This window comes from Pseudomonas sp. TE24901, assembly GCF_054058375.1.
Genome location: NZ_JBSSAF010000005.1, coordinates 17,440 through 40,474, shown reverse-complemented (window position 1 = coordinate 40,474; position 23,035 = coordinate 17,440). Strand labels below are relative to the sequence as shown.

Sequence of the window (23,035 nt, the reverse complement as noted above, 5' to 3'; positions counted from 1 at the left end):
CATTTTCTGTGAGGAGCATTGTGATGAGTACTGAAGACAAACGCATACGCGAGTTGGCGCATCAGATCTGGGAATCGGAAGGCAAGCCCCACGGACAAGACACGCGCCACTGGGAGATGGCGCGCAAGCTGGCAGAAGCCGAAGCGCTGACGCCGAGCAAACCCAAACCTGCGGCTAAACCCAAGACTGCACCCAAGCCGCCGCCTAAGGCCAAGCCTGCGGCTGCCAAACCGGCCGCGCCGAAAAAGCCCAAGGCGCCGCCCAAGCCAGCTGGCTAAACACCTATCCCCTGTGGGAGCGGGCTTGCTCGCGAAAGCGTCGGCACACACAACCCTGTTGTCGCCTGACACAACGCATTCGCGAGCAAGCCCGCTCCCACAGGTGAACGCACTCTGACCTGAATATTTGTCTGGCGCACGGTCGTCAAGGCAGCGTTCGGCCTGAAAAAACACACCTTGCAGGAGCAACTCAACCATGAGCAAACCCGATAACAGCCAACCGACGCCGGACCACGAGCCGTCGCGGATTCGTGAAGGTTTGCCCTTCCCCCTCGGCGCGACCTGGGATGGCCTGGGCGTCAACTTCGCCCTGTTCTCGGCCAACGCCACCAAGGTGGAGCTGTGCCTGTTCGATGATGCCGGCGAAGTGGAACTGGAGCGCATCGAACTCCCCGAATACACCGACGAGACCTTCCACGGCTACCTGCCCGACGCCCACCCCGGGCTGATTTACGGCTACCGCGTGTACGGTCCCTATGACCCGGCCAACGGTCATCGCTTCAACCACCACAAATTGCTGATCGACCCCTATGCCAAACAACTGGTGGGGGCGCTCAAATGGTCCGAAGCCCTGTTCGGCTACACCATCGGCCACCCCGACGATGACCTGAGCTTCGATGAACGCGACAGCGCGCCCTTCGTGCCCAAGTGCAAGGTCATCGACCCGGCGCACACCTGGGGCAACGACCAGCCGGTGCGCGTGCCGTGGGACCGCACGATCATCTACGAAACCCACTTGCGCGGCATCAGCATGCGCCACCCTTCGGTGGGCGAATCGGTGCGCGGCACTTGCGCCGGCTTGATGGAAGACGACGTGCTCAAGCACATCCGCCAGCTGGGTGTGTCATCCGTTGAATTGCTGCCGGTGCATGCGTTTGTCAACGACCAGCACCTGCTGCAAAAAGGCATGACCAACTACTGGGGCTACAACAGCATCGCCTTCTTCGCCCCCGACCCGCGCTACCTCGCCAGCGGCAAGATCGCCGAATTCAAGGAGATGGTCGCGCACCTGCACGAGCAGAAGCTGGAGGTGATTCTCGACGTGGTCTACAACCACACCGCCGAAGGCAACGAGCGCGGCCCTACGCTGTCCATGCGCGGCATCGACAACGCCTCCTACTACCGGCTGATGCCCGACGACAAGCGCTTCTACATCAACGATTCCGGCACCGGCAACACCCTGGACTTGAGCCACCCGTGCGTGCTGCAAATGGTCACCGACTCGCTGCGCTATTGGGCCAACGAGATGCACGTCGATGGCTTCCGCTTCGACCTGGCGACGATCCTGGGGCGCTACCGCGAGGGCTTCGATGAGCGCCACAGCTTCCTCGTGGCCTGCCGCCAGGACCCGGTGTTGCGTCAGCTCAAACTCATCGCCGAGCCCTGGGACTGCGGCCCCGGTGGCTACCAGGTGGGCAACTTCCCACCGGGCTGGGTGGAATGGAACGACCGCTTCCGCGACACCGTGCGGGCCTTCTGGAAAGGCGACGACGGCCAACTGGCCGATTTTGCCGGGCGCATGACCGCCTCCGGCGAGATGTTCAACCACCGGGGGCGCAGGCCTTACAGCTCGGTGAATTTCATCACCGCCCACGACGGTTTCACCTTGCACGACCTGGTGTCGTACAACGACAAGCACAACGAAGCCAACGACGAGAACAACCAGGATGGCAGCAACAACAACCTGTCTTGGAACCACGGCGTCGAAGGCCCGACCGAAGATCCCGAGATCAACGCGCTGCGCCTGCGCCAGATGCGCAACTTCTTCGCCACGCTGCTGCTGGCCCAGGGCACGCCGATGATCGTGGCCGGGGATGAGTTCGCGCGCACCCAGCACGGCAACAACAATGCCTATTGCCAGGACAGCGAGATCGGTTGGGTCAACTGGGACCTGGACAATGATGGCAAGGCCCTGCTCAAGTTCGTCAAGCGCCTGATCAAGTTGCGCCTGGCCTACCCGATCCTGCGTCGTGGGCGCTTCCTGGTGGGCGACTACAACGAAGACATCGGGGTCAAGGACGTGACCTGGCTGGCGCCCAGTGGCGATGAAATGACCACTGAACAATGGCAGGACAGTCATGGCCGCTGCCTGGGCATGCTGATGGATGGCCGTGCCCAGGAAACCGGCATTCGTCGCCCGGGCGCCGACGCCACGCTGTTGCTGGTGGTGAACGCGCACCACGACATGGTCAATTTCCGCCTGCCACCGGTGCCCGAGGGCGGCTTCTGGACGTGCATGGTGGACACCAACCAGACCTCGGTGCGCGGCCAGGAACGCTTCGAGTTCGATCATGAGTACGCCGTCACCGGCCGCTCGCTGCTGCTGTTCGAACTGCAATATGAACAGGAGGATTGACATGGCGCTGCATGGATTCCTTCAGGGCTTTCGGGGCTATGCGGATACACACGCCCTGGGGAACGCGCTGAGGGCACTTCAGGAAGAAGGCCTGGATCGCCTGCCGTTGCCTGGCAGTGGCCAGACATTGGAGCGCTTCAGCCGCCTGGCCCAGGTGGCCGGGCACGACCTGCGCCTGTGCAAGTTGTTTGAAGGGCACACCGACGCCTTGGCGATCATTGCCGAACTACAGGGCTCGCTGCCCCCCGAAGGCAGCCTCTGGGGCATGTGGGCCGCCGAACCGCCGACGGCCAAGGTACGCGTGCGGCAGGACGGGCATCGTTTGATCGTCGACGGGCGCAAGGCCTGGTGTTCCGGCGCAGCGGTGGTCAGCCATGGGCTATTGACTGCCTGGGACGAAGAGGACCGCCAGCAGTTGGTCGCGGTGGAGATGGGCCAGCCCGGCATCACCGTCACCGACGAGGGCTGGGAGGCCGTGGGCATGGCGGCCACCGGCAGTGTCGAAATCCTCTTTGCTGGCGCCCGAGGCATTGCCATCGGCGGCCCGGGTGATTACCTGGCACGCCCCGGGTTCTGGCAGGGTGGCATCGGCATCGCCGCGTGTTGGTACGGCGCGGCGCAACGCCTGGGCGAAGCCTTGCGCGCGCAGTGCAGCAAACGTCCCGAACCCCACGCCCTCGCCCACCTGGGCGCCGTCGACAGCGCGTTGAATGCTGCTGCCTGTGTGCTACGTGCCAGCGCCGAACAGGTCGACCGCGAGCCCAAGGCCGATGCCCGGCAACTGGCACAACAAACCCGCGCGTGCATCGAGGACACGGTGGAACAAGTGATACATCACGTCGGACGTGCAGTGGGCGCGGGGCCGTATTGCAAAGACCCGCACTTCGCCCAGTTGATGGCGGACCTGCCGGTGTATGTGCGGCAAAGTCATGCCGAGCGCGATCTGGCCGCCCTTGGCGAACTGGTCGCTGGTGAACCCACAGGGAGGTGGCAACTGTGAAACCCAATCCGATCGTGGGGCAAGGCACGCCGTTGCATCACTGGCAGGCCTCGACCCAGTTGGCCGAACTTCCAGTGGTGAGCGTCGCGCAGTTGGTGCCCGAGGGCCGACGCGCGGTGATCATCGCCCCGCACCCGGACGATGAAGTGCTCGGCTGCGGTGGCCTGCTGCAAGGGTTGGCCGCATTGGGCCGGCCGATCCTGCTGATTTCCGTGACGGATGGCAGCGCCAGCCACCCCGGCTCCAGGCGCTGGCCGGTAGAGCGCCTGAGCGTGGTGCGGCCGCAGGAGTCCGCCCAGGCCCTGCACCGGCTGGGCTTGCCGCTGCACAGCCTGAAATGGCTGCGTGCCGGCTTTACCGACAGCAAAGTGGCCGACCATGAAGACCGGCTTGTGGGGTTTATCCAGCGTTACCTCAAACCCGGTGATGTGGTGTTCAGTACCTGGCGCGAAGACGGTCACAGCGACCATGAAGCGGTCGGCCGGGCCAGCGCTAAAGCCTCGTCGGCGGTCGGTGCGACCTTGTATGAGTTGCCCGTCTGGACCTGGCATTGGGCAACCCCTGAAGACAGCCAAGTGCCCTGGCACCGTGCGCGTAAAATCCCGCTGACGTGCGAAGCCGTGGCGCGCAAGCGCCATGCGATTCACGCGTTTGCCAGCCAATTGGAGGGCGATCCACAGATCGGCCTGCCACCGGTGCTCGCCCCCTATGTGGTGGAACGCTTGCTGCAGCCTTTTGAAGTGGTGTTTGTATGAGTGAGGCAACACGGCATTTCGATCAACTGTTCGCGGACAACAACGATCCCTGGGCGTATCGTCACAGCTGGTATGAGCGACGCAAGCGCGCAATGACCCTGGCAGTGTTGACGCGCCCGCGTTATGCATCGGTATTCGAACCCGGCTGCGCCAATGGCGAGTTGAGTGCCGATCTGGCCTCGCGCTGTGATCGACTGCTCTGCTGTGACGCGGCAGGCGCGGCCGTCAACCTGGCGAAAGCCCGCTTGCTGGGGTTTCCCCATGCGCGGGTCGAGCACAGCCGGCTGCCCGAACAATGGCCGGCCGGGCCCTTCGACCTGATCGTGCTGAGTGAGCTGTGCTACTACCTCAGTACTGATGACCTGCACCGCCTAATTGACCGCGCCCTCGCCTCCCTGACCCCTGACGGTCAACTGCTCGCTTGCCATTGGCGCCCTCAGACTGACGATTGCCTGCAAACGGCGCAGCAGGTACATGACCTGCTCCAACAACGGCTGGGCATGCATCACGTGGTACAGCATCACGAAAGTGACTTCCTGCTTGACCTGTGGAGCCGTGACGGCACCTCGGTGGCGCGCCATGAGGGCCTGCGATGATCGGCATTCTGATTCCCGTGCATAACGAACAAACGTTGTTGGCCGAGTGCTTGAAGGCCGCGCTGACCGCCGCCAGCCATCCGGGACTATTGGATGAAGCCGTACAGGTTCTGGCGGTGCTCGACAGTTGCAGCGACGCCAGCGCGCTCATTGCAGCAGGTTTCCCGGTGCATTGCCTTGAAGTGCAGGCGCGCAACGTGGGCCACGCGCGCGGCGCCGGCGCGCGGCATTTGTTGAACCTGGGGGCACGGTGGATTGCCTGCACCGATGCCGACAGCCGCGTGGCACCCGATTGGCTGGTGGCGCAATTGGCACTGGGTACCGATGCCGTGTGCGGCACAGTGACCGTGGATGCCTGGAGCGAAGGCTTCGACCCCGCCGCACAGATCCGTTATCACCAGGCGTATACCGCGCGCGACGGCCATCGCCACATCCACGGCGCCAACCTGGGGGTGAGTGCCGGGGCCTATGTGCAAGCCGGCGGGTTCGAACCGTTGGCCTGCCATGAAGATGTGCAACTGGTGCGCAACCTGGAACGCAGCGGCGCGTCGATCGCCTGGAGCCACACGCCCCAGGTGATAACCAGCGCCCGCCTGGACTGCCGCGCACAGGGTGGGTTCGGCGACTATTTGAAGAGCCTGATGCAGGCCACGTAAAAAATCGATATATCCAGATGTAAAAGCCGCCGATCCTTGTCTATGCTCAAAACGCCTTGCTGGCACTCCAGGGTTGGAATGCCGCGCGATCATTGCAGCGGAGTCTGCGGTGAATAAAGAGAGTCGTCCCATTGACAGGGCGCGGCCGAGCATCAATCGACAAGGATGTGACACCCATGAAGCCTGCCTCGTTAAGCGAGGGCCGTCGTGGTCCCGCTCAAATCTGGAACAGCGCGCCGCAGTTGGCGCAAATCCCCACGCTTTCCCCTGCTTCGCTGGTGCCACCGGGTGCACGGGTGGTGATCATCGCCCCCCATCCCGGTGATGAAGTCCTGGCCTGTGGCGGGTTGCTGCAATTGCTCAGCACCCGCGACCACCCGCTGCAATTGATCTCCATCACCGATGGCAGCGCCAGCCACCCCGGCTCCCATGTGTGGCCAGCCAGCCGCCTGAGCGTGGTCAGGCCCCAGGAAAGCGCCGAGGCGTTGCGCCGCCTGGGCATGCCACTGCACAGCCTGAAATGGATACGTGGCGGTTTTTGCGACAACGCCCTTGCCGCTCGCGAGCAACCGCTGAGCCAATTCATTGCGCGCTACCTGCAGCCGGGTGACGTGGTGTTCAGCACCTGGCGCAACGATGGCAACGACGATCACGACGCCGTCGGCCGCGCGAGCGCCAAAGCCTGCAGCCTGATGGGCGCGCGCCTGTATGAACTGCCGATCTGGGCCTGGCACTGGCCGGCGCGCGAGGGCTCGGTGATTCCCTGGCAACGCGCGCGCAAGGTGCGCCTGGACACTTGGAGCGTTGCGCGCAAGCTGCATGCAGCCCATGCGTATGCCAGCCAGTTGGCAGGCGACCCGCAAATCGGCCTGCCGCCGATGCTGGCCCAGGTGTTGCTGGAGCGCATGCGTGAGCCTTATGAGATCGTGTTGGGCTAGGCGCCCGCTCGTCTATGTCTGTTGCTTTTCACAGTAGCGCCGCAAGCCTGGGCCACGATCAATGGCTCGGTGGGCAGGGGCGATGCTGTTCTAGGTTTGTATCGCAGTGTGTACAGAGGCCGCTGTGATACACCGCCTTTAAGTCAGCGGCTTTTCTGAAACAGGCCAGATACAGCGCAGCGTTCAACTGAGCACCAGGCACACATCAAGCCGCAGGAGGCTCGCCATGCACACTCAGTTGACCCCTCGCTCCAAACGCCCACTCTTTCTGGCCTTTGCGCTGTTGCAGTTCGGGGCCCTGGGCGTAGCCCGTGCCGAGATGCCCGAAATCAACATTCCGGCGCCCGTCAGCCAATCGGCCTTCAGCACGCTTAAACACGTCAAGGCCGGCCAGTTGGATGTGGCCTATGCCGAAATCGGCCCGGCCACAGGCCCGGTGGTCATCCTGTTGCACGGCTGGCCCTACGACATCGACAGCTACGCCAACGTGGCTCCACTGCTGGCCGCCAAGGGTTACCGCGTGCTGGTGCCCTATGCCCGGGGCTATGGCGACACGCGCTTCCTGTCGGATAAGACCCTGCGCAACGGAGAGCCCGCCGCGCTGGCGCAGGACGTGATCGATTTCATGGATGCGTTGAAGATCAAGCAAGCGGTGCTGGGTGGTTATGACTGGGGTGCGCGCTCGGCGGATATCGTTTCGGCGCTGTGGCCGGAGCGGGTCAAGGCGCTGGTATCGGTCAGCGGCTACTTGATCGGCAACCAGGCTGCCGGCAAGAACCCATTGCCGCCAAAAGCCGAATTGCAATGGTGGTACCAGTTCTACTTCGCCACCGAGCGCGGCGCAGCGGGTTACCAGAAAAACACCCATGACTTTGCCAAGCTGATCTGGCAGACCGCCTCGCCCCAGTGGAAATTCGACGACGCCACCTTCGACCGCAGTGCCAAAGGCCTGCAAAATCCGGATCACGTGGCCATTACCGTCTTCAACTACCGCTGGCGCCTGGGCTTGGTCCAGGGCGAAAGCCAATACGAAGCGCTTGAGCAGAAACTGGCGCAGTCACCGTCCATTGGTGTGCCCACCATCACGTTGGAAGGCGATGCCAACGGCGCACCTCACCCGGCACCGGAAGACTACGCCAAGCGCTTCACCGGCAAGTACCAGTTCCGCCTGATCAACGGCGGCATCGGCCACAACCTGCCTCAGGAAGCGCCCGAGGCGTTTGCCAAGGCGGTGATTGACGCGGATCACCTGTGATGAAGCGCCTCTGCCTAGCCTTCATCGCCCTGGCCGGCGCGACCAGCCCTTGGGTGTTCGCCGACGACAACGCCTCGCCGATCTACGGCGTGACCATTCCCGACGGCTACCGCCAATGGGAACTGGTGGCGCCCGCCCAGGAAGCCGACCCGTTGAACGAACTGCGCGTGGTATTGGGCAACAGCGCCGCACTCAAGGCCTACCGGGAAGGCAAACTGCCCTTCCCCGACGGCACGGTGTTGGCCAAGCTGGCGTGGAAACACGAACAGTCACCGGACTTCAAGACCGCGTCCATTCCGGGCGCGGCCACCACGGTACAGTTCATGATCAAGGACTCGAAGAAGTACGCTGCCACCGGCGGCTGGGGTTTCGGGCGGTTCATCAATGGCAAGCCGGCGGACCAGGCCCAGCACGAGACGTGCTTTGCCTGCCACCAGGCATTGGTGAAAGACCGGGACTACGTGTTCACCAAACTGGCGCCCTGAGCGCGGAGGTCCGGGTGTCACCGGACCGCCACGTTTTTCATCAGGCCGGTACGCCCAGGATGATGTGCGACGCTTTGATCACGGCCGTTGCACTGACGCCCGGTGCCAGGCCGAGTTCGGCAACCGCATCACGGGTAACGATGGAGTACACCTTCGAACCACCGGCCAACTCAATCACCACTTCAGCGTTGACCGCACCATCGTTGACGCTCAGCACCTTGCCTTCCAGGCAGTTGCGCGCCGACAGGCGAATGTCGCTGGACTCGGTCATCAGCATCACCCACGGTGCCTTGATCAGCGCCACGGCTTCTTTACCGACGGCGATGCCCAGGTTGCGCACGCTTTCCATGGTCACGACGGCCACCAGTTGCTCACCACCGGGCAGGGTCAGGACAACTTCGGCGTTGACCGCACCATCCTGTACCTGGCTGACCTGGCCTTTGAATACATTGCGTGCACTGACTTTCATGGGGAGCGTCCTTTTCTTGACTTGTAGGTTAGGAATTGCCGCGCATGATTAAACGTAGCGTTGTGTAAAAACAACTATAGCGCCCTGCCCTCCGTTACCCGGGCGTTGAACCGATTGCGAACCTGCGACAGCTGGTAGGCAATCCCCAGCCAGATAAACCATGCGGGCATCACGCACAATGCCAGTCGCGTGTCCGGGCGCAAGGCCAGCAGGCACAGCACAAACGCCAGGAACCCCAGGGAGAACCAGGCCATTGGCACGCCACCGGGCATTTTGTAGAGGGATTTGGCGTGCAGGTCCGGGCGTTTTTTACGGTAGGCAATGTAGGAGGCGAGAATAGTCGACCAGGTAAAAATCACCAGGATCGCCGAGACCGTCGACACGATCGTAAACGCGGTCATCACCTCCGGCACCACAAACAGCAACACCAGGCCCAACAGCATCAACAGCGTGGTAAACGCCAGGCTGATAAACGGCACGCTGCGGGTGGACAGCCGTCGGAAGATCCCCGGCGCATCCCCAAGGTCTGCCAGGCCGAACAGCATGCGGCTGGCGGAAAACACGCCACTGTTGGCCGACGACGCCGCCGAGGTCAGCACCACGAAGTTGACGATACCCGCCGCCGCCGGAAACCCCGCCACCAAGAACAACTCCACGAACGGGCTCTTGCTGGGCGACACCTGCTGCCACGAAGTGACTGCAATGATGCACGCCAGGGCCAGCACATAGAACAGGATGATGCGCAGCGGGATCGAGTTGATCGCCTTGGGCAAGGTCTTCTCCGGTGCGCGGGTTTCAGCCGCTGCGGTGCCGATCAGCTCGGTGCCGGCGAAGGAAAAGATCGCCATCTGGAAGCCGGCAAAAAAGCCGAACAACCCATTGGGGAAGGCCGCCTGCCGATCCAGCAAATGCCCCAGCGAGGCGGTGACGCCGGTGGGTGAGACAAAGGACGAGGCAATCAGCACCGCACTCACGGCTATCAGCGTGACCACGGCGATGATCTTGATGATCGCGAACCAGAACTCCACCTCGCCAAACAGTTTGACCGTGAGCACATTCAGCGCGAACAGCGTCAGCAACATGCCCACGGCGGGCATCCAGGCCGGTACATGCGGGAACCAATACTGGAAGAACCCGCCGACCACCACCGCATCCCCCACCACCGCCACGCTCCAGCTCAACCAGTACGACCAGCCCAGGAAAAACGCCGCGCGCGGCCCCAGGTACGCCCCGGCAAAGTCGGCAAAACTCTTGAAGTTGAGGTTGGACAGCAGCAACTCGCCCATGGCGCGCATCACGAAATACACGAACAGCCCGATGATCATGTAGATCAGCAGGATCGAGGTGCCGGACAGCGCAATGATCTTGCCCGAGCCCATGAACAGGCCGGTGCCGATCGCACCGCCCATGGCCATCAGCTGGATGTGGCGGTTACTCAAGGTGCGTTGCAACGCAGGCTTTTCGGCAAGCCCGGGCGTGGTTGTTTTCATCACAAAACCTCTTGTTATGTTTTTGAGTTTTGGCAGAAAAAAGGATTGAACGGTGGCGCTCAGGCGCTCTTGTTTTCGAAGCCATGCAGCACATTGACGGCGTTGATGCCGATCTCATCGACCATGTAGCCGCCCTCCATCACGAACAGCGTGGGCACGCCGACCCCGGCGATGAGTTCGCCCATGCCAATGAAGTCCGGGCTGTCGAGCAGGAAGTGGCTGATGGGGTCGTCCTTGAAGGTGTCGACGCCCAGGGAAATCACCAGCACCTCGGGGGCGAAGTTTTTCAATTGCCGACAGGCGTCGAGCAAGGCGATTTGGTAGCCGGCCCAGTCGGTGTTTTTCGGCAACGGGTAATTGAGGTTGAAGCCCTCTCCCGCCCCGGCACCGCGCTCGTGGGCATGCCCGGAAAAGTACGGATAGGACACGCTCGGCTCACCGTGCAGCGAGATGAACATCACATCGGGGCGGTCATAGAAAATGTTCTGCGTGCCGTTGCCATGGTGGAAGTCCACATCCAGCACCGCCACACGCCGGGCGCCTTGGGTGATGGCCTGCTGCGCGGCAATCGCAGCGTTGTTGAGGTAGCAATAACCGCCCATGTATTCGCGCGCCGCATGGTGACCCGGTGGACGGCACAGGGCAAAGGCGCTGTGCTGGCCTTCATCGATCAGCGCCAGGCCGGTCAGTGCGATGTCCGCGCTGGTCTTGACCGCGTTCCAGGTGGTGCGGGTGATCGGCGAGCCGGCGTCCATGGCGAAGAAGCCCAGCTTGCCATCGATGAACTCCGGCACCTGCTGGTTGGCCAGGTCACGCACCGGCCACACCAACGGCAGCGCGTCGTGGCTGCGGCCAATGGCGGTCCATTCGGCCCAGGCAGTTTCGAGGAAAGTCACATAGCGTTCGCTGTGGGCATTGACATAGCAGGCACGGTCGAAGGTGCGCGGCACGATGATCTCGCCCAGCCCTACCCGTTGCACCCGGTCACGCACCGTGTCCGCACGGCTCGGTTGTTCGAACGAGGGTTTGAGCACGCCATCTTTCAATTCGGTGCCATGGTGCAAACGGTGGTCATCACTAAAAACAGTCAACATTGCTGAGGTTCCGCCAGTAAAAGACAGGGTCTATTTTGTTCTGGCAGCGCGGGGCTTTCTTTGCTTTTAATTCCACCGCTGTTAGCTTATTCGGATCTTTTTACCCTGACGGTGTCATAAAATGAAAAATAAAACCAAACAGGTCGCTCTTGACGACACCGATCTCGCCATCCTCGCCCTGCTGCAGAAAGACGCCAGCATTTCCAATGCCCAGCTCAGCGAGCGCCTGTCACTGAGCCTCACGCCGTGCTGGCGTCGCCGCAAGCGCCTGGAAGAAGAAGGCGTGATCAAGGACTACCAGGCCAACCTCGATCGCAAGCTGCTCGGGCTGAACATCCTGGCCTTCGTACACGTGCGCTTCGCCATCCACGCCGACCAGGCGCCGGACGCGTTCGAGGCCGTGATGCGCGAGCTGCCCCAGGTGCTGGCGTGCCACAAGATCACCGGCGATGCGGATTACCTGCTGCAGGTGCTGGCCGAGGACCTGGACAGCTACAGCGAATTTGTCGAGAACGTGCTGCGCCGACAGCTGGGGATTGCGTCGATCCAGTCGAGCCTGGCGTTGAAGGAAGTGAAGGCGACGAGTCGGGTGGCGATTGCGGGGCGGTGAGGCTCAGAACGGCTCCAGGCCCGTTTAAAGTCCTGCCCGACCAGGCCGATAACTGACTGGCAGTATTGAATCCGAACACTCGCTCCGCGCACGCCAGATCCTCTTTCGATTACATGGAGTAAGCCTGCATGCCTGTCCGTACGCGTTTTCTCGAGCATTACCGCAAGGCCGACCGCATCATGCTGGCGTTGATCTGGCTGATGTTTGTGTTCTCCGTGGGCCTGGCGTTCTGGCACGACACCTTGCTGCAAGCGGTGGTCATCGGCGGCGGCACCGCTGTCGTGCTGACCGCGCTTTACCGTGCCCTTTCCAGGCACCCGCGTGATGCGCTGCGCACTGGGCGCAGGCCTGATGGTCATGGCCGCCCTGCACATCAACCAGGCCCAGGGCGTGATCGAATCCCACTTCGGCATCTTCGCCTTGCTCGCCGTGCTCACGTTTTACCGCGACTGGTTGCCGATCCTGGTGGCCGCCCTCACCATCGCGGTGCACCACGTGGTGTTCCATGCCTTGCAGCATCAGGGTTTTCCGGTGTTTGTGATGGATCATCACGGCGGCTGGGGCATGGTATTCGTGCATGCGTTCTACGTGGTGATGGAAACCGTCGCCCTGCTCTACCTCGCCGTGCATAGCCAGGCCGAAGCGGTCGAGAGCCAGGAAATGCTCGAAAAAATGCTGGCCGTCACCTCTCAATTCACCTCGCAGGCCAGCCAGGGCGAAGGCAAGGTGCATGTGTCTTTGGCCAAGCGCTTTGATCACTTCCTGCAGCAGATCACCCACCTGATCGATGGCGTCACCCGCGACTCCCACGGCCTCGGCCAGCTGGGCCAGGAACTCGCCAGCGCCAGCGGCACCCTGGAAAAAGGTGCGCGGCACCAACTGGCGGAAATCACCCAGATGACCGGCTCGATGCAGCGCATGGAAGACGCCATGGGCCACATCGCCGTGCACGTCGAACAAGCCGTCGAACACGCGGGCAAGGCCAGCCAGCAAATCGTGCGCGGCCAGCAAAGTGTCGGCCGCGCGCAGCACGAAATCACCCAATTGGCATCGCGCCTCAACGGCACCCACCAAACCGTGCAAGGCCTGGCGGTTCAAGCCGAACAGATCGGCACCGTGCTCGAAGTGATCAGCAGCATCGCCAACCAGACCAACCTCCTCGCCCTCAACGCCGCCATCGAAGCTGCCCGCGCTGGCGAACAAGGCCGCGGCTTCGCCGTGGTCGCCGACGAAGTGCGCAGCCTGGCGCAACGCACCGCCGTCTCCACCCAGGAAATCAAGACCATCATCGAAGGCTTGCAACACGGCAGCCGCCAAGCCGTGGAAGCCATGCACGACAGCCGCCAAGGGGTGGAACGGTGCGTGGAAGACAGCCAGGTCGCGGTGGATATGCTGCAGGCCGTGGGCAATGACATCGCGCATATCGATCAGTTGAACGGGCGGATTGTGAGTACGACGCGGGAGCAGACGTCAGCCAACATGGAAATTGTTGGGCGGTTGCAGGCGGTGCAGGGGATTGCGCAGAGCACGGCGGACGATGTGGAAATGCTGGCGAGGAGCAGTGAGCAGTTGCCGGTGATTGCGGTGCGGCTGGATGCGTTGGGGCGGAGGTTTCATCAGTGAACAGTTCCGAAGCATTTTCTTCAATACTGATCTCATTTCCATAAGCATTGCTCCCTAGCGGGTAGCAGGCCCCCACCACAGCCAAATCTGCAGGTATGGCGAGGATGCAACAAGCACTAAATGAAAACCTACGGCAAACAACTATGAGGCACCGCCTAAGTGGGCGGTGCCTCATAGGTGCAAGCCACGAAAGCTAGAACATATTTAGTTGCTGTTTCGTAGTCGCATAGACATCCAGGTCGGAAGCTTCCGCGATCAGCTTGTTCTGCCGATACACTACGTCCCGATCAATACTATTAAACTGAAAAACACTGTCAGCATTGTCCGACTTAAAAAGGCGCAGATTCACTTTTGGCGCAAGGGGCATAACCGCCTTAAAGGAGCTTACATCTTCTTTTTCTTCTCGATCCTCCACATTCCCCCACACCGGATTGCTGCTGGTCACAAGATCCAGATCACTTGCATTGTGATCCAGCGAAAGCGTAAAACCAGTTCTAATTAAATTATTTGCGAGCCTAATCGACTCAACAAAAAGAATAACCTTGGTCACAGTTTCTACCTGAACAGGCGTGAGATTTTCCGTCCCATTCACGCTTTCCAGATACATATCTTTCGTTAGATCTATAACTGCCTTTCGGGCGCGTCGCGTACGAAAATATTGACTCGCTATCAACTTTAACAAGTTGTCGTGATGTCTTTCAGCATCTTCTTCAACTGCGACATTCATATTTTCAGGCCTAGCACTCATTGCGGCAACGGTATATGCAAACTCACTTTCCAATGCGGAATACATATCCTCGAGAAAGTTTGTTTCCAGAGGTGCCAACTTCTCGTGCCTTTCAAGCCCGGAAACTCTATAAGCATTCACCAAACGCAACTGGTTTATTTTGTGTAACATCTCAGCCACAAACGGCTCACCTTGCAAAGGAGCGAAGTAGTAACTCAACATCCCCCAGACAACTTCATCAATCTCAACCCGATAAAACCTATTCTGCTGGGCAACCTTCTTTAAGTTAGCTGTTTTATAAGTGTTTTTATCTTTTTTGTTGTGGACCCAGATCCATGAATCACCATTCGAATCTTGGGTAGCCCAGCTATCGAGATAAAATCTGCTGACATAGTGTTGACGAATTTTTTCTTCCATGAGTACTAACGTATCCTAGGCCAAGTAATGGCCCAATGATGCCACTGCTACTGGAGAAACACCATTAACGTGCCACAGAGCACTCAGGCCGGGCATATCCGATAAGCACACCGCCTCGCCCCTAGTTGAATGTGTTCCACCCGCTCCACTTTGGCTTGCAACACCTGCTCGAACACCTGCAACTCCGCCCGGCAAAAGCCCTGGCATGCCGTGGCCGCTGCACAGATCGGGCAGTGGTTTTCCACCAGGATCAAGGCGCCATCGGGTTGTTCGCTCCATTCGGCCATATAGCCTTCACGGGTTCGCAGCGTGGCCAGCCGTTCGACCCGTGCCTTCAGGTCCGTCAACCCTTCCATCTCTTGCTCGTACAGGGCCTGGGCCTGACGCTCGCGCACGTCGATCAGGCGATCGATGGCAGCCTCGCCAAAGGTTTCTCGCACGGTCTGCAGCAGTTGCAGGGTCAGGTCCGAATGGGTGTCCGGAAAGCGTGCATGCCCCTGGGCCGTGAGTTGCCACACTTGGGTCGGGCGTCCTACCCCTCGCACTTCGGAGGTGGCTTGCACCAGGCCGCTGGCCGCCAGTTTCACCAGTTGCTGGCGCGCAGCCTCCCCGCTGGTGCCTAGAAATACGCCCGCATCGGCGGCCAGCTGCGGGCCACGGGTCTTGAGCAGGTGCAATACACGGTCTGCCGCAGACGCCGATGAATTTTCCAAGTCATTTCTTGACAAAATATTTAGCCCCGCCGCAATATTCAAAGCAATTGCTTGGCAAATTAACCCAAGCCTGTCGCTCATGCAAACCATTGGGGCTTTTCAGCGCCCGTATGACAAGGAATTGTGGATGGACACCCAAAACAGCAGTTGGGGCGAATTGCTCCTCGGCAGGAACGCGGCCCGTTCCCTCGCCCTCTCCGGCGGCATTGCCCTCTACGCCACCAATACCTATATCGCCACCACCATTTTGCCCTCGGTGGTGGCCGAAATCGGCGGGCTGGAGCTGTATGCCTGGAGCACCACGCTGTATGTGGTGGCCTCGATCCTGGGCTCGGCCCTCACCTCCAAGCTGCTGCTACGCACCGGGCCACGCCTGGCCTATGCGGTGGCGACCCTGGTGTTCATGGCGGGCGTGATGATCTGCGCCCTGGCACCGAGCATGCCGGTGATGCTGGTCGGGCGGTCGATCCAGGGCCTGGGCGGCGGGGTCTTGCTCGCCTTGTGCTACTCGATGATTCAACTGGTGTTCGAAGAACGCTTGTGGCCTCGGGCAATGGCATTGGTATCCGGCATGTGGGGCGTGGCGACATTGGTGGGCCCGGCCGTGGGCGGCGTGTTTGCCGAACTGGACGCCTGGCGCTACGCCTTTGGTGCGATGGTGCCGGTGAGTCTGGCGTATATCCTGCTCACCAGCCGTGCGCTGCCTCCACGGGACACTGCGGCAACCACCGCCGCACGCCTGCCGGTGCCGCAGTTGATACTGCTGGCCGCGGCCGTGCTGGCGGTGTGTGCGGGCAGCGTTTCGCCGCTGCCGAGCTGGAACCTGCTGGGCATCGCAACTTGCGCGGTGCTGGTGCTGTTGTTGATTCGCCAGGAGTCCCGCGCCGCTGTGCGACTGCTGCCCAGGGATGCGCTGAAGTTCAGCACCCCGCTCTGCGCGCTCTACGCCACCACCTGCCTGCTGGTGATCGGCATGAGCAGCGAGATTTTCATGCCGTATTTCCTGCAGCACCTGCACGGCCAATCACCGCTGGTGGCCGGCTACATGGCGGCGTTGATGGCGGCAGGCTGGACGGTGTCGGAGATCCTCAGCTCCGGCTGGACCGGGCGCGGCGCCCATCGCGCCATCCTTGCAGGGCCGCTGCTGATCGTGGCCGGGTTGGTGATACTGGCCATCACCACGCCGGTGACCAGTGCAGGTGAGTGGACGCTGCTGGCGCCCATTTGCATTGGGCTGTTCCTGGTGGGGTTCGGTATCGGCCTGGGCTGGCCGCACTTGCTGACACGCATCCTGCAAGTCGCGTCGGCCCAGGACCAGGACCAGGACACCGCCGCGTCGTCGATCACCACGCTGCAACTGTTCGCCATGGCACTGGGCGCGGCATTGGCGGGTGTGATATCCAATATGGCGGGCATCAACGACGCAGCCGGCGATGCGGGTGTCGCCAATGCGGCGCGCTGGTTGTTCGCGGTGTTTACCCTGGCGCCGATGCTGGCGCTGGTGATGGCGGTGCGGGCAACGCGGGCCAAGGAAGATAGCGCTGAGTTGGCGGTTTCTCAGCACTGACCCGTGGGTTTCCAGCAGAATGCCGTCAAACGAAAGAGACCTGTCGATGAACATTCAAGCCCTGGAAGAAAGCAATATCCTGTCGATGTCGATTGACCAAGCCCATCGTTTCTTTGAAATGACCGTCAGCTTGCAGGACGGTGCTTGTTGCAAGTTGAGGGCCTGGAACGACGATGGACTTAAGCTGGCTATCCGGCTTGGCGCATTGAACTTGCACGCCCGCGCTGACCTTGGAGAGTTGGAGGGCATCAGCCTTGCAGACAACGTACTGATCCTGGAAGGTGATTTCGGCGATATCGAAATTGAAGCCACGAACGTGGTGGTGGAAAAATTGAAGTAAGTTTTCCGTGACCTTAACCTTCAAAATGATCACCTGAGTATCCAGATGCTATCCGCACAACAAGCCAGCGCTATCGTACTTGACCTTCATGAAGGCTCCTTCAGAGAGGGTCGCCCGGAGCGATTTGCCATTGCGTTCTGCGAACTCTCTGCCGACCGCGACTACTGGGTGGTGCGCTGCAATACCGAAGAATGCGTGCTGCACGGCAAAACCGAGTACTGCTACGTCGGCGTCAACGCGCACCTAGTGGACGTACACACCGGGGCGCTGGAGACGGTAGCCAGTTGCTTTACGGTGGACCAATACCTGTATGACAAGAGGCATCTGCAGGCTGCCGCCGGCAATAGCTATGTGCTGTGCCCGACGTTCTCTCGTGTGGACAAAGCTTTGGTGATCAAGTTGCGGCAAACGCTGTCGTGCTCTTACACCGAGAGCTTCGCTCTCCTTTCGGTTACGGGTCGCCAGTGGTTGACGGGCATACACCGACACCTGGAAGAGGCCAAGTGCTTGCTGGCTGAGGAAGGGATAGCAACGGACATTGAACTGGTTTCAGAACCGAAAGGCGCCACGGCCATCGGACCTGAAACCTGGCACATCGCTGCGGTACTGAAGGCCATTCAAAAGACGCTTCAACGTGGGTGATTCATTCGGTTAATCACTCGCCCCTGGGTAACCCCCTGCATCAACGAACAGCGTGCGAAGCTTCTTTTGCGCCGCCGCTGAAAGACGCGGTGAGTAGCGCTGAAACTCTTGTTCAGCAGCATCGGGCTTGCCGTTCCTGGCCAGCACAAAAGCGTAGGCAAGCGGGTGTTGCGTGTAGTTGTAAAAGCCCAAGCCGCCTGTCGACAGATGCTGCCTGACCCGCTCAAAAGCACTGGGCAGGTCGGCTATCGAACGCGCCGAGTTCCAGAAGGATTCTGCGGTTGGAATAACTGCCCTGAGGATATCGGGTGCGCACTTGGCGATGGTTTCGGGCCCGTAGCTATAGGAAATATCAAGCGCCCGATCACGCACATCAAACGTCAGGTCAGGTCGCGCCGACTTCACAGTCCTGTGCCACTTGAAGTCATTGCCGGACAGGTGCGGGACAAAATCCAGGGACACCCCCCATGAAGGCGCGAGCGCACCGCCCTTCCACTGCGCCAGGCGAAAGATCTGTCGGATGGGGGCGTCAGCACTGCGCACCCAGGACAATGGGCCTTGAACTTCGAAACCCAACGGCAGCAGAAGTGCGTCTACGGTAGGCGAAACTATTTCGTGGATCTGGTCGATTCGCACGATTTGAAACGCTGTTCCTTGCATTGTCGCCTCCTCAAATTGTGCGGTGGAGTTTTCTCGATTGACACATGGGATTCAAGGCCCTGAGTTTTTTTGCTCCCCCCCTCACCGATCAAAGGCAGGCTCTCAGCGAATTTCGTACTTGATCTTTATATATGGATATCCGTATATTCGTTTATCCACATGTTACGAGTACGCCATGATCACACCTCCCGAAGTCTTCAAGAGCCTGTCCGACGAGACCCGCGTGCGGGCCACGCTGCTGATTGCCGATCAAGGTGAGCTGTGCGTCTGCGAGTTGATGTGTGCGCTCGACGACAGCCAGCCGAAAATCAGCCGCCACCTCGCCCAGCTGCGTAGCAGCGGGTTATTGCTGGATCGCCGCCAGGGCCAGTGGGTCTATTACCGCCTCAATCCGGACCTGCCCGAGTGGGTTCGCGAGGTTCTGCACGTGACGTCCAAGGCCAACGCTGGCTGGCTCAAGGGCAACGCTTCACGCCTGCAAAACATGAATGGGCGCCCCGTGCGCGAAGCGGCCTGCTGCTGACCCCTGATCGAGTGAGTATTCAATGTTTGTCGCCGTGGCTGTTTTTGTCTTCACCCTCGTGCTCGTCATCTGGCAACCCAAGGGCCTCGGCGTTGGCTGGAGCGCCACGGTCGGTGCGCTGATCGCGCTGGCCGTGGGCGCGGTGTCGCTGCAGGATATCCCGACGGTATGGGCCATCGTCTGGAATGCGACTGCCACTTTTATCGCGGTGATCATCATCAGTCTGTTGCTGGATGAGGCCGGTTTCTTCGAATGGGCCGCGCTGCATGTGGCGCGCTGGGCGAAAGGCAGCGGCTATCGGTTGTTCGCCTTCTGCGTCCTGCTGGGCGCTGCCGTGTCCGCCGTGTTTGCCAACGATGGCGCGGCGCTGATCCTCACGCCCATCGTGATGTCGATGCTGCTGGCGTTGCGCTTTTCCCCCGCCGCGACCCTGGCGTTCGTCATGGCCGCCGGGTTCATCGCCGACACCGCCAGCCTGCCGCTGGTGGTGTCCAACCTGGTGAACATCGTCTCCGCCGACTACTTCGGGCTGGGTTTCACCGAGTACGCCTCGGTGATGGTGCCGGTAAGCCTGGTCAGCGTCGCCGCGACCTTGCTGGTGCTGTTTGTGTATTTCCGTCGCGACGTGCCGCCTCGTTATGCGCTGAGCGCGTTACAAGAACCAAAAGCCGCCATTCGTGACCGCGCAACCTTCATCGTCGGTGGCTGGACGTTGTTGATGCTGCTGGTCGGCCTGTTCGCACTCGAACCGCTGGGCATTCCCGTCAGCGCCGTCGCGGCAGCTTGCGCGGCCTTGCTGTTCGCGGTCGCCGCCAAGGGCCACAAGATCTCGACGCGGCGGGTGCTGCGCGAAGCCCCGTGGCAGATCGTGGTGTTCTCGCTGGGCATGTACCTGGTGGTGTACGGCCTGAAGAACGCCGGCCTGACCGATTGGCTCGCCCGGCTGCTGGATCACCTGGCCGGGCAAGGCCTGTGGGCCGCCACCCTTGGCACCGGCCTGCTGTCGGCGTTGCTGTCGTCGGTGATGAACAACATGCCAAGCGTGTTGATCGGCGCGCTGTCGATTGAGGCCAGCGGCGCGGAGGGCATTGTTCGCGAGGCCATGATCTACGCCAACATCATCGGCTGCGACCTTGGCCCAAAAATCACCCCCATCGGCAGCCTGGCCACACTGCTTTGGCTGCACGTGCTGGCGCGCAAAGGCATGCGCATCACCTGGGGTTATTACTTCAAGGTCGGCGCCGTGCTGACCCTTCCGGTTCTGTTGATCACCCTCTCGGCCCTGGCCCTGCGCCTGAGCCTTTGATAGCCGCCCCAAGCGAAAGGAGCACCCCATGCGAGTCCTGTTCATGTGCACGGCCAACAGCTGCCGCAGCATCCTGTCCGAAGCCGTGTTCAACCACCTGGCCCCCGCTGGCTTTGAAGCGGTGAGCGCCGGCAGTTTCCCCAAGGGCCAGGTATTGCCCCGCAGCCTGTCGACCTTGCAGCAGGCCGGCATCTCGATCGACGGCTTGCACAGCAAAGGCAATGAAGCCTTTGAAGGCAACCCGCCAGACATCGTCGTCACCGTTTGCGACAAGGCGGCCGGCGAAGCTTGCCCGGTGTATTTCGGCCCGGCGTTGAAATCCCATTGGGGGCTGGAAGACCCGTCCGACGTGCACGGCGATGACGCGCAGATCGAAGCCGCGTTCCGCTCGACACTGGCGACCATCGAACAACGCTGCAAAGCCTTCCTCGAACTGCCCTTTGCCCAGCTCAACCGCGACCAGCTCAAGTCTGAGCTCGATCGAATCGGCACACTCTAAAGGAGGCCTCATGTCAGAACACCTGCCCAACCTCGACCCTGGCCTGTTCCCAGACCTGCCAGCATCAGGCCACAAACCACGCATCCTGTTGTTGTACGGATCGACCCGCGAGCGCTCCTTCAGCCGCCTTCTGGTTGAAGAAGCCGCGCGCCTGCTGGAGCACTTTGGCGCCGAGGTGCGTATTTTCAACCCCAGCGGTTTGCCCCTGCCAGACGATGCCCCGGTGGAACACCCCAGGGTGCAAGCGTTGCGCGAACTGGTGCTGTGGTCCGAAGGCCAGGTCTGGTGCTCGCCGGAACGCCACGGCGCAATGTCGGCCGTGTTCAAGGCGCAAATCGACTGGATTCCCCTGGAGCTGGGCGCCGTTCGCCCAACCCAAGGCAAGACCCTGGCGGTGATGCAAGTGTGTGGCGGCTCCCAGTCCTTCAACGTGGTCAATCAACTGCGCGTGCTGGGGCGCTGGATGCGCATGTTCACCATCCCCAACCAATCCTCGGTGCCCAAGGCCTACATGGAGTTCGATGAGGCAGGACGGATGAAACCGTCGCCGTTCTACGACCGCGTCGTTGACGTGATGGAGGAGTTGGTGAAATTCACTCTACTGTTGCGTGGTCAACAGGCGTTTCTGGTGGACCGTTATTCGGAGCGCAAGGAAACGGCGGAGCAACTGATGGCACGGGTCAATCAGCGTTCGATTTGAGGCCGCCCCTATTGATAGGTATTTTTCGGTTGCGCGCAGGCATTAGACGCAGTAATGGCCTATAGATATTATCGCCAAGGCTACCAGGCCATCTGGTAAGCCCATCTTAGTCAGGGAGTGATTAAATGCGTGTAACGCTCGCCGCCATCGTTTTTGCCTTCATATTGTCCGGCTGCCAAACCTCAGCGCAGTTGGAGCCGGCCTCAGCCATCAAGCCAAACGTTGCCAGTAAGGGCACACTGGCGAATGAAAAACTGGTCTCTGATGCAACAGCTGGCCTGCAAAACATACTGGGTAAAGCTGCGTTTACCTCGGAAACAAAAATAGTGAAATCCGTCGTTCGGCAGCCTGAGGGCACCCCCGGTGCTCAAGCATGGCAAGAAATGTGGATTGTTGACTCCAAGGGCACTCGCACACCGTTTTTGATGACGTTCAGCGAAACCGGCTTGGGTAGCGCGAACTTTATGATTGAAAAGATGCGACAACCCAGTGCTGCCGCCTCTGCAAACTGCCCTAAAAAGATTGGCGACTATAAGGCAGGCGAGGCAACGTCTGAGCAAATTAAAGGCTGCCTGGGAGCACCCGTTGATGAAAACCACAACCCGGACGGTCGATACGTTTACCTTTACGAAGTTGAAAACAATATCACCGTCGGTTTTTTGTTTGACTCATCAGGGAAGTTGATGCGCACCAGTGGTTACAAGCGAAACTGATCATCAAATAACATAGGAGCGGCTTAGGCCGCTCTTTTGCTGACTGCAGCCCTGGAGACAATAATGGCTTTGCGCCACACCTTTTCCTTCACGAGAACCGCGCAGGACCTGCACAACGCACGTTTGCTGAAAGGTAAGCGACTCAGTGGGCTCGTGTATGACCAGTATTATTTTGCCGATGAAAAAACCTTAGGAGATATTGACCCTATTGAGTGGCGTTTCGGCGAGCAAGAAATACTATCCATGTACCTCTTGAGTGACGGTGAACGTGTAGGCGCTGACTTATATCCCACCGACACACCCGCTGCTTTTGAGATAGAGCCTGATGTGACCTGTGCCTGGAAAAGAGAAGACCTCCTGGCAACGCTATCGATACCTTGCCTCGAAGGCGAGATGATCAGTGAGGTAGAGGGAATACTCGACTCATTTTGCGGGAAGGCACCCAGGCTAGTCGGATTTAAAGTCCAGTTTGAATCCGGGGACTTCCTGGTTTTTCTCAACTGTGGTGACAACGCCGTCATGCTGGTCAAAGCTCTCCCGCCCCCCCCTGTCGGCGTTGATTCCTGCTTCGTGACCTCTATTCAATGAAACATTGTGACGGTTTGATATTGGGCCCCCTCAGT

The 23,035-nt window shown here is 60.5% G+C and carries 26 protein-coding genes; 20 read left to right on the top strand and 6 right to left on the bottom strand.

The annotated features are described in order from the left end of the window. Positions 1–23: 23 nt before the first annotated feature. The 9 genes from ACVWVP_RS11265 (at position 24) to ACVWVP_RS11225 (ending at position 8,319) form a co-directional block, all read left to right on the top strand. Positions 24–278 (top strand): DUF2934 domain-containing protein, encoded by a 255-nt coding sequence (locus ACVWVP_RS11265; RefSeq protein WP_178920585.1) that lies wholly within the window; start codon positions 24–26, stop codon positions 276–278. A 196-nt stretch (positions 279–474) separates the two neighbouring features. After that, entirely contained in the window at positions 475–2,634 is a 2,160-nt protein-coding gene (gene glgX / locus ACVWVP_RS11260) for a glycogen debranching protein GlgX (protein ID WP_457405860.1), read from the top strand. A gap of 1 nt (position 2,635) precedes the next feature. Beyond that, complete coding sequence (locus ACVWVP_RS11255; protein ID WP_457405858.1) at positions 2,636–3,634, top strand: acyl-CoA dehydrogenase; 999 nt, start codon at positions 2,636–2,638, stop codon at positions 3,632–3,634. Beyond that, complete coding sequence (locus ACVWVP_RS11250; RefSeq protein WP_178920580.1) at positions 3,631–4,389, top strand: PIG-L deacetylase family protein; 759 nt, start codon at positions 3,631–3,633, stop codon at positions 4,387–4,389. The genes ACVWVP_RS11255 and ACVWVP_RS11250 overlap by 4 nt, the downstream gene beginning before the upstream one ends. Then, positions 4,386–4,985: an SAM-dependent methyltransferase gene (locus tag ACVWVP_RS11245; protein WP_457405856.1), complete on the top strand. Its 600-nt coding sequence runs from the start codon at positions 4,386–4,388 to the stop codon at positions 4,983–4,985. Before ACVWVP_RS11250 ends, ACVWVP_RS11245 begins: the two co-directional genes overlap by 4 nt. Further along, entirely contained in the window at positions 4,982–5,641 is a 660-nt protein-coding gene (locus ACVWVP_RS11240) for a glycosyltransferase (protein ID WP_178920575.1), read from the top strand. The genes ACVWVP_RS11245 and ACVWVP_RS11240 overlap by 4 nt, the downstream gene beginning before the upstream one ends. A gap of 176 nt (positions 5,642–5,817) precedes the next feature. Beyond that, positions 5,818–6,579, top strand: a complete 762-nt coding sequence (locus ACVWVP_RS11235; RefSeq protein ID WP_457405852.1) for a PIG-L deacetylase family protein — start codon at positions 5,818–5,820, stop codon at positions 6,577–6,579. A gap of 226 nt (positions 6,580–6,805) precedes the next feature. Next, positions 6,806–7,834 carry an alpha/beta fold hydrolase gene (locus ACVWVP_RS11230; protein ID WP_178920570.1) on the top strand — a complete coding sequence of 343 codons (1,029 nt, stop codon included), beginning with the start codon at positions 6,806–6,808 and terminating at the stop codon, positions 7,832–7,834. Continuing rightward, positions 7,834–8,319 carry a cytochrome P460 family protein gene (locus ACVWVP_RS11225; RefSeq protein ID WP_457405849.1) on the top strand — a complete coding sequence of 162 codons (486 nt, stop codon included), beginning with the start codon at positions 7,834–7,836 and terminating at the stop codon, positions 8,317–8,319. The genes ACVWVP_RS11230 and ACVWVP_RS11225 overlap by 1 nt, the downstream gene beginning before the upstream one ends. A 40-nt stretch (positions 8,320–8,359) precedes the next feature. Here ACVWVP_RS11225 and ACVWVP_RS11220 read toward each other — a convergent pair whose 3' ends face one another. The 3 genes from ACVWVP_RS11220 to ACVWVP_RS11210 form a co-directional block, all read right to left on the bottom strand. Continuing rightward, entirely contained in the window at positions 8,360–8,788 is a 429-nt protein-coding gene (locus ACVWVP_RS11220) for a TOBE domain-containing protein (protein ID WP_155585186.1), read from the bottom strand. Positions 8,789–8,862: 74 nt separating this feature from the next. Further along, complete coding sequence (locus ACVWVP_RS11215) at positions 8,863–10,278, bottom strand: amino acid permease (RefSeq protein ID WP_259171520.1); 1,416 nt, start codon at positions 10,276–10,278, stop codon at positions 8,863–8,865. A 59-nt stretch (positions 10,279–10,337) separates the two neighbouring features. Next, the gene (locus tag ACVWVP_RS11210; RefSeq protein WP_259171521.1) at positions 10,338–11,372 is read right to left on the bottom strand and encodes a histone deacetylase family protein; all 1,035 of its coding nucleotides are present in this window, start codon (positions 11,370–11,372) and stop codon (positions 10,338–10,340) included. Positions 11,373–11,493: 121 nt separating this feature from the next. On the opposite strand from ACVWVP_RS11210, the gene ACVWVP_RS11205 reads away from it, so the two are divergent. Then, entirely contained in the window at positions 11,494–11,982 is a 489-nt protein-coding gene (locus tag ACVWVP_RS11205; RefSeq protein WP_457405845.1) for an Lrp/AsnC family transcriptional regulator, read from the top strand. Positions 11,983–12,306: 324 nt separating this feature from the next. Then, the gene (locus ACVWVP_RS11200) at positions 12,307–13,605 is read left to right on the top strand and encodes a methyl-accepting chemotaxis protein (protein ID WP_457405843.1); all 1,299 of its coding nucleotides are present in this window, start codon (positions 12,307–12,309) and stop codon (positions 13,603–13,605) included. Between the two features lie 193 nt (positions 13,606–13,798). Here ACVWVP_RS11200 and ACVWVP_RS11195 read toward each other — a convergent pair whose 3' ends face one another. Together ACVWVP_RS11195 and ACVWVP_RS11190 are read right to left on the bottom strand one after the other, a co-directional pair. Next, complete coding sequence (locus ACVWVP_RS11195) at positions 13,799–14,749, bottom strand: DUF4238 domain-containing protein (protein ID WP_457405841.1); 951 nt, start codon at positions 14,747–14,749, stop codon at positions 13,799–13,801. 83 nt (positions 14,750–14,832) lie between these two features. After that, a complete protein-coding gene (locus ACVWVP_RS11190) occupies positions 14,833–15,462 on the bottom strand; it encodes a helix-turn-helix transcriptional regulator (RefSeq protein WP_457405840.1) in 630 nt (209 codons plus the stop codon). Positions 15,463–15,589: 127 nt separating this feature from the next. On the opposite strand from ACVWVP_RS11190, the gene ACVWVP_RS11185 reads away from it, so the two are divergent. From ACVWVP_RS11185 to ACVWVP_RS11175, 3 genes are read left to right on the top strand one after another with little or no spacing between them, the layout of a single operon-like run. Further along, positions 15,590–17,029, top strand: a complete 1,440-nt coding sequence (locus ACVWVP_RS11185; RefSeq protein ID WP_457405838.1) for an MFS transporter — start codon at positions 15,590–15,592, stop codon at positions 17,027–17,029. A 46-nt stretch (positions 17,030–17,075) separates the two neighbouring features. Continuing rightward, positions 17,076–17,369, top strand: a complete 294-nt coding sequence (locus tag ACVWVP_RS11180) for a hypothetical protein (protein ID WP_259171525.1) — start codon at positions 17,076–17,078, stop codon at positions 17,367–17,369. A 45-nt stretch (positions 17,370–17,414) separates the two neighbouring features. Then, entirely contained in the window at positions 17,415–18,011 is a 597-nt protein-coding gene (locus ACVWVP_RS11175; RefSeq protein WP_178920550.1) for a hypothetical protein, read from the top strand. Between the two features lie 9 nt (positions 18,012–18,020). On the opposite strand, the gene ACVWVP_RS11170 is transcribed toward ACVWVP_RS11175, so the two are convergent. Next, the gene (locus tag ACVWVP_RS11170; RefSeq protein ID WP_457405835.1) at positions 18,021–18,671 is read right to left on the bottom strand and encodes a hypothetical protein; all 651 of its coding nucleotides are present in this window, start codon (positions 18,669–18,671) and stop codon (positions 18,021–18,023) included. 175 nt (positions 18,672–18,846) lie between these two features. On the opposite strand from ACVWVP_RS11170, the gene ACVWVP_RS11165 reads away from it, so the two are divergent. The 6 genes from ACVWVP_RS11165 to ACVWVP_RS11140 all read left to right on the top strand — a co-directional run bounded on the left by ACVWVP_RS11165 (position 18,847) and on the right by ACVWVP_RS11140 (position 23,000). After that, positions 18,847–19,194, top strand: a complete 348-nt coding sequence (locus ACVWVP_RS11165; protein ID WP_457405833.1) for a metalloregulator ArsR/SmtB family transcription factor — start codon at positions 18,847–18,849, stop codon at positions 19,192–19,194. Between the two features lie 22 nt (positions 19,195–19,216). Further along, entirely contained in the window at positions 19,217–20,500 is a 1,284-nt protein-coding gene (locus ACVWVP_RS11160) for an arsenic transporter (RefSeq protein WP_457405830.1), read from the top strand. A gap of 28 nt (positions 20,501–20,528) precedes the next feature. Next, positions 20,529–20,999 (top strand): arsenate reductase ArsC, encoded by a 471-nt coding sequence (locus ACVWVP_RS11155; RefSeq protein ID WP_457405829.1) that lies wholly within the window; start codon positions 20,529–20,531, stop codon positions 20,997–20,999. A gap of 10 nt (positions 21,000–21,009) precedes the next feature. Further along, on the top strand, positions 21,010–21,699 hold the full coding sequence (gene arsH, locus ACVWVP_RS11150) for an arsenical resistance protein ArsH (protein ID WP_178920540.1): 690 nt from the start codon (positions 21,010–21,012) through the stop codon (positions 21,697–21,699). A 125-nt stretch (positions 21,700–21,824) separates the two neighbouring features. Further along, positions 21,825–22,412 carry a hypothetical protein gene (locus ACVWVP_RS11145; protein WP_457405825.1) on the top strand — a complete coding sequence of 196 codons (588 nt, stop codon included), beginning with the start codon at positions 21,825–21,827 and terminating at the stop codon, positions 22,410–22,412. Between the two features lie 63 nt (positions 22,413–22,475). Continuing rightward, a complete protein-coding gene (locus tag ACVWVP_RS11140; protein ID WP_457405823.1) occupies positions 22,476–23,000 on the top strand; it encodes a hypothetical protein in 525 nt (174 codons plus the stop codon). Positions 23,001–23,035: the final 35 nt, after the last annotated feature.

Coding starts and splice junctions, on each gene's coding strand:
- ACVWVP_RS11265 (WP_178920585.1), top strand. CDS start 24: ATGAGTACTGAAGACAAACGCATACGCGAGTTGGCGCATCAGATCTGG.
- glgX (WP_457405860.1), top strand. CDS start 475: ATGAGCAAACCCGATAACAGCCAACCGACGCCGGACCACGAGCCGTCG.
- ACVWVP_RS11255 (WP_457405858.1), top strand. CDS start 2,636: ATGGCGCTGCATGGATTCCTTCAGGGCTTTCGGGGCTATGCGGATACA.
- ACVWVP_RS11245 (WP_457405856.1), top strand. CDS start 4,386: ATGAGTGAGGCAACACGGCATTTCGATCAACTGTTCGCGGACAACAAC.
- ACVWVP_RS11240 (WP_178920575.1), top strand. CDS start 4,982: ATGATCGGCATTCTGATTCCCGTGCATAACGAACAAACGTTGTTGGCC.
- ACVWVP_RS11235 (WP_457405852.1), top strand. CDS start 5,818: ATGAAGCCTGCCTCGTTAAGCGAGGGCCGTCGTGGTCCCGCTCAAATC.
- ACVWVP_RS11230 (WP_178920570.1), top strand. CDS start 6,806: ATGCACACTCAGTTGACCCCTCGCTCCAAACGCCCACTCTTTCTGGCC.
- ACVWVP_RS11225 (WP_457405849.1), top strand. CDS start 7,834: ATGAAGCGCCTCTGCCTAGCCTTCATCGCCCTGGCCGGCGCGACCAGC.
- ACVWVP_RS11220 (WP_155585186.1), bottom strand. CDS start 8,788: ATGAAAGTCAGTGCACGCAATGTATTCAAAGGCCAGGTCAGCCAGGTA.
- ACVWVP_RS11215 (WP_259171520.1), bottom strand. CDS start 10,278: ATGAAAACAACCACGCCCGGGCTTGCCGAAAAGCCTGCGTTGCAACGC.
- ACVWVP_RS11210 (WP_259171521.1), bottom strand. CDS start 11,372: ATGTTGACTGTTTTTAGTGATGACCACCGTTTGCACCATGGCACCGAA.
- ACVWVP_RS11205 (WP_457405845.1), top strand. CDS start 11,494: ATGAAAAATAAAACCAAACAGGTCGCTCTTGACGACACCGATCTCGCC.
- ACVWVP_RS11200 (WP_457405843.1), top strand. CDS start 12,307: ATGCGCTGCGCACTGGGCGCAGGCCTGATGGTCATGGCCGCCCTGCAC.
- ACVWVP_RS11195 (WP_457405841.1), bottom strand. CDS start 14,749: ATGGAAGAAAAAATTCGTCAACACTATGTCAGCAGATTTTATCTCGAT.
- ACVWVP_RS11185 (WP_457405838.1), top strand. CDS start 15,590: ATGGACACCCAAAACAGCAGTTGGGGCGAATTGCTCCTCGGCAGGAAC.
- ACVWVP_RS11180 (WP_259171525.1), top strand. CDS start 17,076: ATGAACATTCAAGCCCTGGAAGAAAGCAATATCCTGTCGATGTCGATT.
- ACVWVP_RS11175 (WP_178920550.1), top strand. CDS start 17,415: ATGCTATCCGCACAACAAGCCAGCGCTATCGTACTTGACCTTCATGAA.
- ACVWVP_RS11170 (WP_457405835.1), bottom strand. CDS start 18,671: ATGCAAGGAACAGCGTTTCAAATCGTGCGAATCGACCAGATCCACGAA.
- ACVWVP_RS11165 (WP_457405833.1), top strand. CDS start 18,847: ATGATCACACCTCCCGAAGTCTTCAAGAGCCTGTCCGACGAGACCCGC.
- ACVWVP_RS11160 (WP_457405830.1), top strand. CDS start 19,217: ATGTTTGTCGCCGTGGCTGTTTTTGTCTTCACCCTCGTGCTCGTCATC.
- ACVWVP_RS11155 (WP_457405829.1), top strand. CDS start 20,529: ATGCGAGTCCTGTTCATGTGCACGGCCAACAGCTGCCGCAGCATCCTG.
- arsH (WP_178920540.1), top strand. CDS start 21,010: ATGTCAGAACACCTGCCCAACCTCGACCCTGGCCTGTTCCCAGACCTG.
- ACVWVP_RS11145 (WP_457405825.1), top strand. CDS start 21,825: ATGCGTGTAACGCTCGCCGCCATCGTTTTTGCCTTCATATTGTCCGGC.
- ACVWVP_RS11140 (WP_457405823.1), top strand. CDS start 22,476: ATGGCTTTGCGCCACACCTTTTCCTTCACGAGAACCGCGCAGGACCTG.